Source organism: Rhizobium sp. A37_96, assembly GCF_053521765.1.
In genome coordinates this window covers 238,146-252,078 of the sequence record NZ_JBNWDS010000005.1, presented here as the reverse complement: position 1 = coordinate 252,078, position 13,933 = coordinate 238,146, and the positions used below count along the sequence as shown (strand labels likewise).

Sequence of the window (13,933 nt, the reverse complement as noted above, 5' to 3'; positions counted from 1 at the left end):
CGTAGCATCGCGTGAAGTCGCAACACGTCCTGCGGGCAATCTCTGCCCGCGCCCCCCAACGCAGACAAGGGATCGCCATGCGTCGTCTGGACAAGGAGATGTTCCGCTCGCTCTCGCTCCTCGGCATGATCCTGGGCCTTATCTTCTTCGCGGCTTCGCTCACACCCAGCCTGATGCCCCGCTCCTATCTCGTTCAGGGCGCCCTCTCCGGCATAAGCGCCGGCGTCGGCTATATGATCGGCACAACGCTCACCTGGCTCTGGATCTACCTGCAGCTGCCGGTTCCCAAGGGGTCGTTGAGACCGGCGCGATGGTCGATTGGCATTGCCTGCCTGATCCTTTGCCTTGCCGCACTCTGGCACGCGACCTTCTGGCAGAACTCCATCCGCATTTTGTGGAAGATGCCGCCGATCGCCAGCGCCGACCCTTACTGGCTTGCGGCCGTGGCGGCGGCGACCTTTCTGGTCGCGCTGATTGTCGGCCGTCTCTTTCGCATCGCCTGTCTGCTGTTTTCGCAATGGCTGTCGCGGATGGTGCCGAGCCGGCTTTCAAAGGTGATCGGCGTCCTGCTTGCCGTCGCATTGTTCTGGTCGATCGGCCAGGGCATCCTGCTCCGGCTCGCGCTCGATGCCGCCGATGCTTCGTTCCGGCAGGCGGACGCGCTGATCGAGGACGACCTCCCCATGCCGCAGGCTGCCGTCAAGACGGGCAGCTCTGCCTCTCTCGTCGCCTGGCAGGGATTGGGGCGCCAGGGCCGGCATTTCGTTACATCCGGACCCGCCGCCTCCGAAATCTCAGGCTTCTGGAACACGCCGGCAAAGGAACCGCTTCGCATCTATGTCGGCTTGAACAACGCTGAAACCAGCAAGGAACGCGCAGCGCTTGCCCTGAAGGAGATGATACGCCAGGGCGCCTTCGATCGGTCCATGCTTGTCGTGATCGTGCCGACCGGAACCGGCTGGATAGATCCGGCCGCGATGGATACGCTCGAATATCTGCAGCATGGCGATGTCGCCAGCGTCGCCGTGCAATATTCCTATCTGACGAGCTGGATGTCGCTGCTGTTCGAGCCGCAGCAGGGCGAAGAGACGGCGATAGACCTGTTCGATGCTGTCTATGGCTACTGGTCGAAACTGCCGCGCGATACGCGGCCCAAGCTCTATCTGCACGGTCTGAGCCTCGGCGCGCTCAATTCGCAGCTCTCGCTCGATATCTACAATGTCATCGGCGATCCGGTGAACGGTGCGCTCTGGAGCGGCCCGCCCTTCCGCAGCGCCCGATGGAAAGCGGCGACAGCGGCCCGAAGCCCGGACACGCCGGAATGGCTGCCGAGATTTCGCGACGGATCTGTCATCCGCTTCGCAAACCAGGAACACGCACCGGACCAGTTTGCCGCCCCCTGGGGCCCGCTGCGTGTCATTTATCTCCAATATGCCAGTGATCCGGTGGTGTTCTTCGACGCCGCTTCCGCTTACCGCGAGCCGGAATGGATGAAAGCGCCGCGCGGGCCCGATGTCTCGCCGCAGCTGACCTGGATACCGGTCGTCACCATGCTACAGCTCCTCTTCGACATGATGATCGCGACGACATCGCCGATCGGCTACGGGCATATCTATGCACCCCAGCACTACATCGATTGCTGGATATCGTTGACCGACGCCCGGATTTCGCCGGAGGATCTCACACGGCTCAAATCGCTTTTCGCGAGCCGCTTCGGCATGGCGAACTAGCACCGATCCACATTCGGGATTCCGTTTGATCATGCGCCCTGCCTCATTCCGTTGCAGATTTCGTGCGTCGGGACGATCAGGCAATTTGCGACGTCTGAATGCCGGCCCGACCGGAAGCCGGGTTCTGCCTTGCACCTCCCACCTGTTCAGCAGACGGTTGAGCACGAGTCGACGTGAAATCCTGGGCCGATGACGCCCGGTGAAATTTCCAGGCGCAAGGTCTCTTCATAGCCGCACCAGTCCGCGTCGTTGTTCCCCGATAGGAAGAACCTTGCGATGTGTCAAATACTTAACGCGCCCACGCTCTCAATGATGCAGTGAAATATCACTGCATTGACTTTATCAAAATTAGCTTTATAACTTAGCTATATTGCAAGAGATCGCGACAGGAGGAAGAGCGATGGACGAGCGGCAATTCCGCAACGTGCTTGCCGAATATGCGACCGGAGTGACCATCGTCACCGCCAGGACGAAAGCCGGTGAGAAGATCGGCATGACGATGACCTCGTTCAACACGGTCTCGCTCGACCCGCCGCTGGTGTTGTTTAGCGTCGGCGTCAAAGCACTGAGCCTTCAGGCGTTGCGCGAGGCCGATGCCTATGTGGTGAACATTCTCGCCCGGACTCAGGAGCACCTGTCCAACCAGTTCGCCCGGGCCGCGAGCGACAAATGGGCGGGCGTGCACCACACGGAAGGCCATAAGGGCGCTCCGCGGCTGACCAACGCCATCGCCCAGTTCGAATGCGAACCCTATGCATGCCACGAAGGCGGCGATCACCTGATCTTCCTCGGTCGCGTCGTCAATTTCCATACGTCCGATACGGCGACTGAACCGCTGCTGTTTTTCCGCGGCCGCTATCACAGCGTCGCCGGCCCGCGCATCGATGTCGATGCGTGGCCCCTGCCCCTGCACTACTGAACTCTCTGGAGGATGAACAAGACAATGAGCAAGTCCGAAACCAAATCCGGCAAGGAGCATCTTGCCAGCCTGCGCGACGGCCGCGAGATCTTCATCAATGGCGCCCGCGTCGACGACGTGACGACGCATCACGCCTTTGCCAATGTCGCCCGCTCGGTCGAAAAGATGTTCGACTTCGCGAACAATCCGGCCAATGCCGACCTGATGACCTACGTCACACCCGAAGGCGGCCGCGCCAACCGCATATGGGAGATACCGGGCACCTATCAGGACCTCGTCAAGCGCCGCGCCGGCCTAGAGGCATGGACCGGTCTGCATGGCGGCTTCCTCGGCCGCGCGCCGGATCACGTCGCCTCCTGCATCGCCGGCATGTACATGGGTCTTGACGTCTTTGAGGACTATAATCCCAAATTCGCGCGCAACCTCGCCGACTATTACAAGTACGCACGCGACAACGACCTGTACCTCACCTACGTCATCATCAATCCGCAGGCCGATCGCTCCAAGAGTGCCGCCGAACAGGCCGACCCGTTCCTGACGGCCGGCGTGGTCGATCGCGACGCGGAGGGCATTACCGTGCGCGGCGCAAAAATGCTGGCGACCGGCGGCGTCGTCGCCAACGAGGTTTTCGTCACCTGTATCCAGCCACTAAAGGCAGGCGAGGAGAACTATGCGCTCTCATTCGCCATTCCCATGAATGCCAAAGGCCTCAAGATCCTTTCCCGGAAGTCCTATGAAGCGGCCTCGCCCTCGGTCTTCGACAATCCGCTCGCAAGCCGCTTCGACGAGAATGACGCGGTGCTCTACTTCGACGACGTGAAGGTTCCGTGGGATCGCGTGTTCGTCGATGGCGACGTTGCTATGTGCGCAAAGCAGTTCCATGCGACACCTGCCCATGTCTACCAGAACTATCAGGCGATGATCCGTCTGTCCGTCAAGCTTCGCTTCCTGGTGGGGATCGCCAAGCGCACGACCGACGTCAATGGCATTTCGCAGTTCCCGCAGGTGCGCGAGATGCTCGGTCAGCTCGCCGCGGAAGCCGGCATGGTGGATGCGCTCGTTGCAGCGATGGAGGCGAAGGGCAAGCAGGTCGGCTCCTACTTCGTGCCGGATGCCGGAACGCTCTACAGTGCGCAGGTGCTGACCCAGCAGCTCTATCCGAAAATCCTCAACACGTTGCGCGAGCTTGCCGGCGGCGGCATGATCATGCTGCCGTCCTCTGTAGAGGATTTCGGCAATCCGGAACTCGCCCGCCTCATTGACAAGACGCAGCAATCGCCGGCCGCCTCGTCCCGCGATCGCGTCAAGTTCTACAAGCTCGCCTGGGATGCGGTCGGCTCCGAATTCGGCTCGCGCCATCACCAGTATGAAATGTTCTATGCCGGCGCGACCTTCGTGACGAAGAACCATGCCTTCCGCACCTACGACTGGTCCGCCGCCGACAGCCTTCTGCAAGGCATCCTCGACTCCTACTCGCTCGAGGATAGCCTGACGGCCGGCAAGGCTGCCTGACCTTATCTCTCGCGGGCACGCCTTGCGGCGTGCCCGCTTTTTCACGCTCGCCACAGGAGGACCCCATGCCGGTCAACAAGAAACACGATGAATTCTACACGCTTGACATGTCTGCGGGCTGGGAAGTACCCACCGGCTATCCGCAGGGCATCAAGCAGAAGATCCTTTCCGGCGCGCTCGACGAGGACAAGCGTCGCGGCACCCGCACACGCCTTCTGAAATTCGATCCCGGCGTCTTCACGACCAAGCCTTTCGAGCACGAATACTGGGAAGAGGTCTATCTCGTCTCCGGCGACCTGACGGTCGGCAACGACCAGGACGGCAATGGCGGCGAGAGCTTTCCGCCGAACACCTATGCCTGCCGGCCTCCGCATGCGCCACACGGCCCGTTCAAGTCGGAAAAAGGTTGCCTGCTGCTCGAGATTCACTATTTCGATCCGGTTTGAATGAGAGCATGGGCAGGAGACAAAAGAAGATGCGCGCAACCCTGAAGGAACTTGCCTCGAACCTTGCGACAGGCGCGGTCACGGCGTCACAGCTCGTCGAGGAAACGCTGGCGCGTATCGCCGACGAAACCGGCGAAGGTGCGCGCGCCTTCGTCAAGGTCCACGCGGACAAGGCGCGCACCGCGGCGAAAGCCGTCGATAACCTGCGCAAGGCGGGTCTCGAACCGTCGCGCTTCGCGGGCATTCCGATTGCAGTCAAGGATCTCTTCGATCTCAAGGGCGAGCCGACGCCCGCCGGATCGAAGGTGCTGGCGAACGCCCAGCCGGCCGAGGCCGATGCCCCCGCGATCGCACGCCTCAAGGCCGCGGGCTTCATTGTCGTCGGTCGCAATAACATGACGGAATTCGCCTTTTCCGGCGTCGGCATCAACCCGCATTATGGCACGCCCGCCAACCCCCATGACCGCGGGATCGGCCGCATTCCGGGCGGCTCCTCCTCCGGTGCCGCCGTCGCGGTTTCGGACGGCATGGCGACCGCGGCGATCGGTTCGGACACGGGTGGATCCTGCCGCATTCCGGCGGCGCTCTGCGGCATCGTCGGCTACAAGCCGACGGCCAGTACCGTGCCACTGAAGGGCGCACTGCCTCTCTCCTTCACGCTCGATTCCACCGGTCCGCTGGCAAACAGCGTCGATTGTTGCGCGACCCTGCATGAAATCATGAGCGGCATGCCGCTTCACGGCGAGGCCGAACGCTCCATCGCCGGCCTGCGCATCGCCGTACCACAATCCGTCGTCTTCGACGGCATCGAGCCGCACGTTGCAAAGGCTTTCGAGGCTGCATTGAAGCGCCTCGCCGACGCTGGCGCGAACGTGACGGAAATCGCGCTCAAAGAGTTCGAGATGGTCGGGCGCATCAATGCCAAAGGCGGCTTTCCGGCGCCCGAGGCGCTTGCCTGGCACCGCGATTTGGTCGAAGAACAGGGCGAACTGTACGATCAGCGGGTCAGAGCCAGAATCCTGCGTGCGAGGGATCAGACGGCCGCCGACTATATCGACATGCTGCACCTTCGCCGCGCCTACATAGATCGGGCAGGCAAGGCGATCTCTCCCTATGATGTCATCGCCATGCCCACCGTGCCGATGATTGCACCCACCATCGCCTCGCTGGAGACGGATAATGACCTCTTCGTGAAGACCAACCTTACCCTGCTGCGCAATCCGACGCTGATCAACATGCTGGACGGTTGCGCAATCTCCCTGCCCGTTCAGAAAGAGGGCGAGGCCCCGGTCGGCCTGATGCTGGCGGCTGCCGGCGGGCGGGATGCTGCATTGTTTGCCATCGCGCGGACGGTGGAAGCGGCATTGCGGCAATAACGTCCGGCGAAAGCCTTTGTTCGGCGGCGTTCTCCCAAGAACGGGAAGCCGTCGCCGGGCTGGTTCGACATATTCCCCTCTCCGCTTGGGGAGAGAGCCGTGCCGACGGTCGCGCTCGATCGCGCGCGTCACAATGCCCTCAGAACTGCCGAACGATATTGTCGCGAAAAGCTTCGATATGCTCGCGGATGGCTTTTTCCGCCTGCTCCGGGTCCCGGTTGCGGATGCCTTCGATTACCGCCGCGTGCTGCTCGCAGACGCGGACATGCTGCTCGTTCGAGCGCAGCGAAATGAACCATAGGCGGGTCGAGCGGTCGTGCAGGTTGCCCATGATGTCGGGCAGCAGCGAATTGCGCGAGCTGGCCGCCAGGGCGGCATGGAAGGCACGGTCGAGGTTCATCATCGTCTCGATCTCACGGCTCCTGGCTGCCTCCCAGGTCGCGTCGAGGTTTTCGCAGAGCCGGGCGATATCCGCGGGCTCGGCCAGCTCCGCCACCCTGCGCACGCAGAAGGCCTCGTTGACCAGGCGCACGTCGATGATATCGAAGATCTCGTTGAGGCTGATGGGCTTGACCATAACGCCCTTGCGCGGCAGTACGTCGATCAGGCCGTCCGCCGCCAGCCGGTCGATCGCCTGGTGGACGGGCGTGCGCCCGATGCCGAGCTCGCTGCTGAGCACGCCTTCGCTCAAAACCTCGCCCGGCTTCAGATCGCAAGTGATGATGCGCCGCTTGATCGCCTCATAGGCTGTGTCGCGCAGGGACACGACGGGGTCGCCGCGCCTGCGCCGCGCGGGTGTGGCGTCGTCGGTCTCGCCAGGTGATGTTTCGGCCGTCATGTCTACATTCCGGATTGCTCTCTCGCCGGTCCGTTCGTGCGGGCCGGCAAGATCGATTAGTATCGACTCGCCGGGCGCAAGCAAGCGGGGTGCGCCACCTTTCCGCAGATCAACCCGCGACCGGTAACGTCTTCACATCATAGCCGAACACGATCTTGCGCTGCAAAACCGGATCTTCCAGCTCGCCTTCGAAACGCGTTGCCGGCCGCACGCCTCCGATGGCCGACATGGTGCCGCCGAACATGGCAGTCCCATCCGGCAACCTGCCGTCGGTCGCCCAGCCGGCAATCAGGTCTTTCGGCGCAAGCAGGCCGGAAATCGGCCCCTCCTGGTAGAGCACGCGTTCGCCGTCGATCACGGCATAGCTCCTCAGGATCAGGTCGTCCCAGTGATCCGCCACCTCCTCGAAGGGCCAGACCGTGGTGGCGACAGGCTTGTCGCAGACCTGCTTGGAGACGGTGACGCCGTAGGCTTCCACCTTGCGGTCCGTATGGTCCGAGCCGACGCCGACATGCAGCTTGCCGCCAGCGGCAATCAGCAGGGCCTCGACCTCGCCGCTGCCATCGGTCCCGGCGTCTTCGATCCGCGGGGCCGTCGTCAGGCGCGCCGCGGCGACGCGGTAATAGGTCGGGGTTGCGGCAGGACGGGCAACGCCGAGCGCTTCCAGCTCGCGAATATGATGCTCCATCGCCTCCTTGTTGCGGCCGGCCCAACCGGCGATCACGAAATCGGCGACGTCGAAGGCGACGGGCGTGTGACCCTCGCGGCTTTCCAGGGTGAAATGCAGGGTGGTCATGGCGGTACGGCTCCTTGGGTATCGGCACCCCGCAAAGGGGTTAAAAGGCATTTATTTGTGGCAGTGATATTTCACTGCAGTTTTATCTTGCATATCAGATGAGTTTACGCAATCATCAAAACAGGGCGCAGGACGAGGAAACCGGCGCCAGAACCGACCCGGACGTGTCGCCTCAAGCAGCGATGCCGCATGGCCGGACGCAAAATACCCGGAACACCGGAAAACCAGAGGGATAGAGATGATCAGCTACCGTGGAGTTCTTCGTTCGGCCGTTGCCGCCGCCGCCATGCTCGCCGCCGCCGGCGCCGCATTTTCGCAGGAAAAGCCAGCCGCCCTCGGTGTCGGCGTGTTCAGCTTCACCTCCGGCGGCACGGCTGCCTACGGCAAGCCTGGCCGCGATGCCGCCGAACTGATGATCGAGCGTATCAACGCCAAGGGCGGCATCGGCGGCGTGCCGCTTTCGGCAACCTATGTGGATGAAGGACAGGGCACCGAGGGCGTGATCGCCGAATACCGCAAACTTGCAGGCGATGCCGCCAACCAGGTGATGATTGCCGCGCTCTCTTCCGGCAACTGCATGGCGCTGGCCCCGATCAGCGATCAATTGAAGGTGCCGACCGTCGGCTGGAACTGCGACACGCACCAGCTCTATCTCAAGGATGCTCATCCCTATTTCTTCCGGCCGAACGGGAATACCGTGCCGGAATTCGTCGCCTATGCCGCCTATCTTCTGGCTGTGAAACCGGATGTGAAGCGCATCGCCATCATTAACCCGGACTATGCCTTCGGACACGACGCCGCGAAAATCTTCACGACGGCGATCAAGACCTTCAAGCCGGATGTGGAAGTGGTGGCCGAACTATATCCGAAGCTTGGCGCCGGAACCTATCAGACGGAGATCTCCCGGCTGACCGCCGCCCGCCCCGATGTGATCTTCTCCAACCTCTGGGGCGGCGACCTCGAAAACTTCGTGCGTCAGGCAACCCCGCGCGGCCTGTTCCGATCCTCCCAGGCAATCCTCGCTCTCGGCGAGTCCTCCATGCAGAACGTGCAGATTCCGGACGGCGCGATCGTCGGCGTGCTGGGTGATGGCTGGTGGATGTCACCCGATGCCGCCGCCAATCCGGAAACCAGGGAGTTTGCCGAGGCCTACAAGACCAAATACGGCAAATGGCCGGTCTTCCCGGCCATCAAGATGGCCAACAGCTTCCTCTACGTGCAGGCAGCATACGAAAAGGCCATGGCCGAAAATGGCGGCAAATGGCCGAGCCGCGACGAGGTTGCGGCCGCCATGAAAAACAGCGTGGTCAAGACGCTGACCGGCACGATGCAGACCCGCGCCGACAATGATGGCGTGGTCGACCAGATCATCGGCGTCACCGCCAAGGCGAACGGCCATGACGGCACGGTCATTGCCAATATGGTGCGCTACAAAGGGGCCGATCTCATGCCGCCCGAGGGCGAGGATCCGATTGCCTGGATCGATACGCTTTCCGGGAGCCTGCTTTCCAAGCTACCGCAGCCCGGTTCCTACAAATAGGTTTCGGCCGGCAAACGCCCTTCCCCTTACCCTCCATCTTGCGCAGGCACCCCGTGCCCTGCGCACGGAGTTCAATTCATGTTCGGAACCATCGTCCCTCTTCTCATCGACGGTCTGGCAAACGCGGCGCTCGTCTTTCTGGTCGCCGTCGGCCTCACTCTCGTTTTCAGCGTTTTGCGCGTGCTCAATGTCGCGCATGGCAGTTTCTACTCGATCGGCGCCTATGCCGCGGCGTCGCTCAGCCTCTGGGTGGTGAGCGCGGGCCTGCCGGCGGGGCTGACCTTCGTCGCGCTCTTCGGAAGTGCCGCAATCGTGGCCCTCATCGTCGGCCCCATTGTCGAGCGCACGCTGATCCGCTGGACCTACGGCAAGTCGGAGGCCGTACAGATCCTCGTCACCTTCGGCCTGTTTCTCATCCTGGAAGACCTGCAACGCATCGTCTTCGGTGTCGATTCGATCTATGAGGATACACCGGTGCAGATGCTCGGCAGCATCGAGATCGGCGGCGTGGTGTATCTCACCTACCAGCTTCTCCTGATTTTGTTCGCCATACTGCTCCTCATCGGCCTCAAGCTCTTCATCGGCCATACCCGCATCGGCAAGCTGATCGCTGCCGTCGTCGCCGACCGCGAGGTCTCCCAGGCGATGGGCATCAATACCAATCGCGTTTTCATGATCGCCTTCAGCCTCGGCGTCTTCCTCGCCGCGCTCGGCGGGGCGCTGACGGTGCCTCAGGCCGGCGTCTCGCCGGGGCTGGGCGCCGATACGATGGTACTTGCCTTCGCCGTCGCCGCGATCGGCGGCCTCGGCAAGATCGAGGGTGCGGCGGTCGCCGCGGTCATCGTCGCGCTCGCCCGTGTGGGCGCCGTCTATTTCGCTCCCGAACTCGATGCAGTCGCACCTTACCTGGTGATGCTGCTCGTTCTCCTGTTCCGTCCTTACGGGCTGTTCGGTTCCGCAACGACGAGAAAGATCTGAAACATGGCTCGCCTTGTCATCGCCGCCGGCGGTATTGCCGCCCTCGTCGCGGCCACCGTCGCTTTCCCCTGGCTCGAATTCATACTGACGCTCGCTATCGCCAAGGGCCTTGCCGCCCTCGGCGTCGCTATCCTGCTGCGCGGCGGGTTGATTTCCATAGGTCACGCCATGTTCTTTGCCGTCGGTGCCTATGCCACCGCTTTTGCCATGCGTGATTTCGGCATTTCCGATGTCTTCGCCCTGTTGCTGATCGCCAGCGTGGCATCGCTTGCGGCCGGACTTCTCATCGGCGCCTTCGTGGTGCGCTATCGCGCCATCTTCTTCGCCATGCTGAACCTTGCCATCTCTATGGTGATGTTCTCCCTGCTGGCAAAATTCTACGGCGTCACCGGCGGTACGGACGGCATGCGCGTTGCCACGCCGACCGTGCTCGGCATGGCGATGGAGGCCAGGAGCTTTGCCAATTTCCTGTTCTATGCCTCCATCGCGCTGATGATTCTGGCCTGCCTCGCGGTGAACGCCTACTTCAAAAGCCCGCTCGGCGAGGCATTGTCGGCAGTCCACAGCAATGAGATCCGCCTCGAATATCTCGGCATTCCGGTGCGCGGTGTCCTTCTTGTCGCCTACGCCCTATCGGCGCTTCTCGCCGGCATCGGCGGCACGCTCGCCGCGATGACCATCGGGCATGTCCTGCCCGATATGGCCTACTGGACCGATTCCGGCCATCTCGTGCTGGTCGCGGTGCTTGGCGGCATCAGCGGAACAGCCGGACCGTTCGTGGGCGCGATCTTCCTCGAACTGGTGCATACATTCGCTGCCGGCTACACGGATGCCTGGAACATGATCGTGGGCGCTGCGTTGCTTGGCGTCATCTTCTTCCTGCCCAAGGGCCTGATCGGCTTGTTCAACACCGCCAGGAAGGGAGACCTCGCGTGACCGTTCTACTCGAAGCGAAGAACCTTCATATCACCTTCGGCGCGGTGAAAGCAGCCAATGGCGTGGATCTGCATATCGATGAGGGCGAGTTCCTCGCCATCATCGGCCCGAACGGTTCCGGCAAGACGACCTTTCTCAATCTCTGCACCGGTTACATCAGACCGTCGGATGGCGAGGTCTATCTCGACGGCAAGCCGATCACCCGCCTGCCGCCGCGCACCATCGCGCGAAAGGGCATCGCGCGGGCCTTCCAGATCCCCCAGCTTTTCCTCGAACAGACGGTGCTGACCAATCTGATGTTGGCCATCGCCTCGCGCGAGGGCCTCTGGCAGGCCGGCAGGGCGCTCGATCGTCAGGCCTATCGCGATGAGGCTACCGCGCTGCTTGCCATGTTCAATCTTGCGGATTGTGCTCCGGCGCTCGCTTCAAGCCTGCCGGAAGGCCGGCGCAAGCTCGTGGACATCGCCATTGCCCTGGCGCTGAAACCCCGGCTCGTACTTCTTGACGAACCTACCAGCGGCGTCAGCGCGCTCGAACGGTTTGCCCTGATGGAAACGCTGATGGGCGCGCTCCGGCAGGCAAAGGTTTCCGCCCTTTTCGTCGAACACGACATGGACGTCGTGGAACGCTATGCCGACCGCGTCGTCGTCTGGGAAGCCGGCCGGGTGATGGCGCAGGGCAAACCGGACGCCGTCTTCAAGGATCCCCGTGTCATCGAAAACGTGATTGGAGTGGCATGATGCTGACCGTCTCTTCGCTCGACGTCTCATTGGCGGGAGCAAAAATCCTGCGCGACGTGACCTTTTCGTTGAAGCCCGGCGTCACGACCATACTCATCGGGCGCAACGGCGCCGGCAAGACGACGCTGTTGCGGGCCATCATGGGGCTGGTGCCGGCCGACTCCGGCTCGATTGTCCTGGATGGAAAGGACATTCTGCCGCTCGCCGCCTTTGCCCGCGCTCCGGCCGGCATTGGTTATGCGCCGGAGGACCGGCGGCTGATCCCCGAATTCAGCGTCGAGGACAACATCCTCCTGCCCGGGCAGGCCTTGAAGCTGTCCCGAGCCGAAATCAAACGCCGTCTGGAAAAGGTCTATGCGCTTTTGCCGGAATTGCACATCATGCGGGCACGCCCCGGCAACGGCGTTTCCGGCGGGCAAGGCAAGATGGTGGCGCTTGGCCGGGCGCTGATGGTGGCGGAAAAGCTCTTGATGCTCGACGAGCCCTTCCAGGGTCTCGCTCCGGCGCTTGCACTCGACTACGCACGCACGCTGTCGCGCCTGCGCGAGACCATGCGCGACCTCGCGCTGTTCATCACCGAATCCAGCCCGAACCTCCTGAAGTCCGTGGCGGACGAGACGTTGCTTATCGAGCGCGGCGCGGTGAGCATCCAGCCGCGGGAAACGCAAATGACGGCGTGACACTTGTTGAGCGGACGGTCGGTCCGCTCTATATATCGCCTCAGCTAGTTAATTTACAAAGCTGAAGGACGAATGATGTCGGTGACGATCAGCAGGCCCGAACTGATCAAGGATGGCGACGACGCGCCCTTTCGCCAGATGATCCACGATGCGCTCGGCTTCAGTACCCGGCTCCTCGAAATCCGCAACCGGCTCGGCGAGGTCATAGGCCTTTCCGGTCCGGCTTTTTCCATCCTGATTGCCATCGAGCATCTCTCGAAGGAGGCCGATGTCGGCATCAGCCAGGTGAGCGAGCATCTGCACCAGTCCGGCGCCTTTGTGACGCTGGAGGTGGCCAAGCTCGTCAGGGCCGGCCTCGTCGACAAGTTCGCCAACCCGGAGGACGGCCGCCGCGTCATCGTCGAGGTGACGGACAAGGCACGCGCGCTTCTGACCGAGCTTGCCGAAACCCAGCGCCCCGTCAACGACGCGATTTTTGGGGCGCTCGATCCGGACGAGTTTCGCGCCTTTGCCGACATCGCCACAAAGCTCGTCTCCGGCACGGACGAGAGCCTGGCTCTTCTACGTTACAGGGCCGAGCAGCGCCGCAGCCGCACCTAAAGCATCCCGCGGCTTCCCAAATCGCAGCAAGGTTCTACCCGTTATTTTCGATAGTTCTGACCTGAACCTGCTTCGCACTTCAGCCGGAGGACGCAGAAGTTTGCTGGCCGCAGGTTTGCACAGCCGAAGCCGATGATCTCATGCGGCCAGGTCTGCGTGCTGAAAAACAACCGGAGGAATGGCAATCGACACTCCCGATCGCTCATAGCGAACTGGATCGCGGAGAGACTTGCATTGGCTCGAATCGACAGTATCCCCGCCAGGGAATCGGACATCGATTCCCTGGGTGTGATTCTTTGCTATTCCATGTCCAAATCGAAGGTGCATTTACTGAAAATGCGCTCTCCATGATTGTATTGATTCGACCGCGGGGAAAGCTATGGCCGGGAGGCGAACTATCGATTTCGCGATCCCATCCCAAACTCCTGGGTTAGCGCCTCGCTATGAAGCCACGTTGAATCTGTCCGAGCCTTTTGCCGCATGCAAAGTCAGAATACATTCCGAGGAATTACCAGCCGAATCCCAAGTATCGTTATGTTTATTCGGCATGTTCTTCAGTGTCTATTAGAAATAATTCACACAATCATTTAATAAAAATCATTACCAATTTCTTAATATTGGAACGCCGTGAAGCATAGCTGGCGGATAATTGAATATTTTCCATCGCAATCCCAGGCAGCATCCCAGCGGGTCAATTGACGTTTCTTGCCCTGCCGAATTACGAAACCGTGCCAAAGCATGACACAGGGCATGCCAACCTCATGTTGCTGAAAAGCCACAGACATGCGGTTCTAAATTTTCTAGTAAAACTATTATTTCCCAATGCAGGCGCGCACGTTTAA

General features: G+C 61.6%; 13 protein-coding genes. 11 read left to right on the top strand and 2 right to left on the bottom strand.

Annotation, left to right across the window (positions count from 1 at the left end):
- The first annotated feature begins 77 nt into the window (after positions 1-77).
- The 5 genes from ACQZ6J_RS16730 (at position 78) to ACQZ6J_RS16710 (ending at position 5,983) form a co-directional block, all read left to right on the top strand.
- Positions 78-1,730, top strand: a complete 1,653-nt coding sequence (locus ACQZ6J_RS16730; RefSeq protein ID WP_449084885.1) for an alpha/beta hydrolase — start codon at positions 78-80, stop codon at positions 1,728-1,730.
- Positions 1,731-2,130: 400 nt separating this feature from the next.
- The gene (locus ACQZ6J_RS16725) at positions 2,131-2,649 is read left to right on the top strand and encodes a flavin reductase family protein (protein WP_163985629.1); all 519 of its coding nucleotides are present in this window, start codon (positions 2,131-2,133) and stop codon (positions 2,647-2,649) included.
- A 24-nt stretch (positions 2,650-2,673) separates the two neighbouring features.
- On the top strand, positions 2,674-4,161 hold the full coding sequence (locus tag ACQZ6J_RS16720) for a 4-hydroxyphenylacetate 3-hydroxylase family protein (RefSeq protein ID WP_449084884.1): 1,488 nt from the start codon (positions 2,674-2,676) through the stop codon (positions 4,159-4,161).
- A gap of 65 nt (positions 4,162-4,226) precedes the next feature.
- Positions 4,227-4,607, top strand: coding sequence for a cupin (locus ACQZ6J_RS16715; RefSeq protein WP_449084883.1), 381 nt, complete (start codon positions 4,227-4,229; stop codon positions 4,605-4,607).
- A gap of 29 nt (positions 4,608-4,636) precedes the next feature.
- On the top strand, positions 4,637-5,983 hold the full coding sequence (locus ACQZ6J_RS16710) for an amidase (protein ID WP_449084882.1): 1,347 nt from the start codon (positions 4,637-4,639) through the stop codon (positions 5,981-5,983).
- A 139-nt stretch (positions 5,984-6,122) separates the two neighbouring features.
- On the opposite strand, the gene ACQZ6J_RS16705 is transcribed toward ACQZ6J_RS16710, so the two are convergent.
- Both ACQZ6J_RS16705 and ACQZ6J_RS16700 read right to left on the bottom strand, forming a co-directional pair.
- Positions 6,123-6,821 carry a GntR family transcriptional regulator gene (locus ACQZ6J_RS16705; RefSeq protein WP_163985633.1) on the bottom strand — a complete coding sequence of 233 codons (699 nt, stop codon included), beginning with the start codon at positions 6,819-6,821 and terminating at the stop codon, positions 6,123-6,125.
- Positions 6,822-6,930: 109 nt separating this feature from the next.
- Positions 6,931-7,617, bottom strand: coding sequence for a DUF2848 domain-containing protein (locus tag ACQZ6J_RS16700; RefSeq protein WP_449084881.1), 687 nt, complete (start codon positions 7,615-7,617; stop codon positions 6,931-6,933).
- Between the two features lie 238 nt (positions 7,618-7,855).
- On the opposite strand from ACQZ6J_RS16700, the gene ACQZ6J_RS16695 reads away from it, so the two are divergent.
- The 6 genes from ACQZ6J_RS16695 (at position 7,856) to ACQZ6J_RS16670 (ending at position 13,091) form a co-directional block, all read left to right on the top strand.
- Positions 7,856-9,157 (top strand): ABC transporter substrate-binding protein, encoded by a 1,302-nt coding sequence (locus ACQZ6J_RS16695; RefSeq protein ID WP_449084880.1) that lies wholly within the window; start codon positions 7,856-7,858, stop codon positions 9,155-9,157.
- 78 nt (positions 9,158-9,235) lie between these two features.
- Complete coding sequence (locus ACQZ6J_RS16690) at positions 9,236-10,135, top strand: branched-chain amino acid ABC transporter permease (protein WP_163985636.1); 900 nt, start codon at positions 9,236-9,238, stop codon at positions 10,133-10,135.
- 3 nt (positions 10,136-10,138) lie between these two features.
- Positions 10,139-11,071: a branched-chain amino acid ABC transporter permease gene (locus ACQZ6J_RS16685; RefSeq protein ID WP_449084879.1), complete on the top strand. Its 933-nt coding sequence runs from the start codon at positions 10,139-10,141 to the stop codon at positions 11,069-11,071.
- Entirely contained in the window at positions 11,068-11,811 is a 744-nt protein-coding gene (locus ACQZ6J_RS16680; RefSeq protein WP_449084878.1) for an ABC transporter ATP-binding protein, read from the top strand. The genes ACQZ6J_RS16685 and ACQZ6J_RS16680 overlap by 4 nt, the downstream gene beginning before the upstream one ends.
- On the top strand, positions 11,811-12,491 hold the full coding sequence (locus ACQZ6J_RS16675; RefSeq protein WP_449084877.1) for an ABC transporter ATP-binding protein: 681 nt from the start codon (positions 11,811-11,813) through the stop codon (positions 12,489-12,491). The genes ACQZ6J_RS16680 and ACQZ6J_RS16675 overlap by 1 nt, the downstream gene beginning before the upstream one ends.
- 75 nt (positions 12,492-12,566) lie before the next feature.
- Positions 12,567-13,091 (top strand): MarR family winged helix-turn-helix transcriptional regulator, encoded by a 525-nt coding sequence (locus ACQZ6J_RS16670; protein ID WP_449084876.1) that lies wholly within the window; start codon positions 12,567-12,569, stop codon positions 13,089-13,091.
- Positions 13,092-13,933 lie beyond the last annotated feature (842 nt).

Bases quoted from the DNA above. Each gene is read 5' to 3' on its own strand.
- ACQZ6J_RS16730 (WP_449084885.1), top strand. From the start codon at position 78: ATGCGTCGTCTGGACAAGGAGATGTTCCGCTCGCTCTCGCTCCTCGGC.
- ACQZ6J_RS16725 (WP_163985629.1), top strand. From the start codon at position 2,131: ATGGACGAGCGGCAATTCCGCAACGTGCTTGCCGAATATGCGACCGGA.
- ACQZ6J_RS16720 (WP_449084884.1), top strand. From the start codon at position 2,674: ATGAGCAAGTCCGAAACCAAATCCGGCAAGGAGCATCTTGCCAGCCTG.
- ACQZ6J_RS16715 (WP_449084883.1), top strand. From the start codon at position 4,227: ATGCCGGTCAACAAGAAACACGATGAATTCTACACGCTTGACATGTCT.
- ACQZ6J_RS16710 (WP_449084882.1), top strand. From the start codon at position 4,637: ATGCGCGCAACCCTGAAGGAACTTGCCTCGAACCTTGCGACAGGCGCG.
- ACQZ6J_RS16705 (WP_163985633.1), bottom strand. From the start codon at position 6,821: ATGACGGCCGAAACATCACCTGGCGAGACCGACGACGCCACACCCGCG.
- ACQZ6J_RS16700 (WP_449084881.1), bottom strand. From the start codon at position 7,617: ATGACCACCCTGCATTTCACCCTGGAAAGCCGCGAGGGTCACACGCCC.
- ACQZ6J_RS16695 (WP_449084880.1), top strand. From the start codon at position 7,856: ATGATCAGCTACCGTGGAGTTCTTCGTTCGGCCGTTGCCGCCGCCGCC.
- ACQZ6J_RS16690 (WP_163985636.1), top strand. From the start codon at position 9,236: ATGTTCGGAACCATCGTCCCTCTTCTCATCGACGGTCTGGCAAACGCG.
- ACQZ6J_RS16685 (WP_449084879.1), top strand. From the start codon at position 10,139: ATGGCTCGCCTTGTCATCGCCGCCGGCGGTATTGCCGCCCTCGTCGCG.
- ACQZ6J_RS16675 (WP_449084877.1), top strand. From the start codon at position 11,811: ATGCTGACCGTCTCTTCGCTCGACGTCTCATTGGCGGGAGCAAAAATC.
- ACQZ6J_RS16670 (WP_449084876.1), top strand. From the start codon at position 12,567: ATGTCGGTGACGATCAGCAGGCCCGAACTGATCAAGGATGGCGACGAC.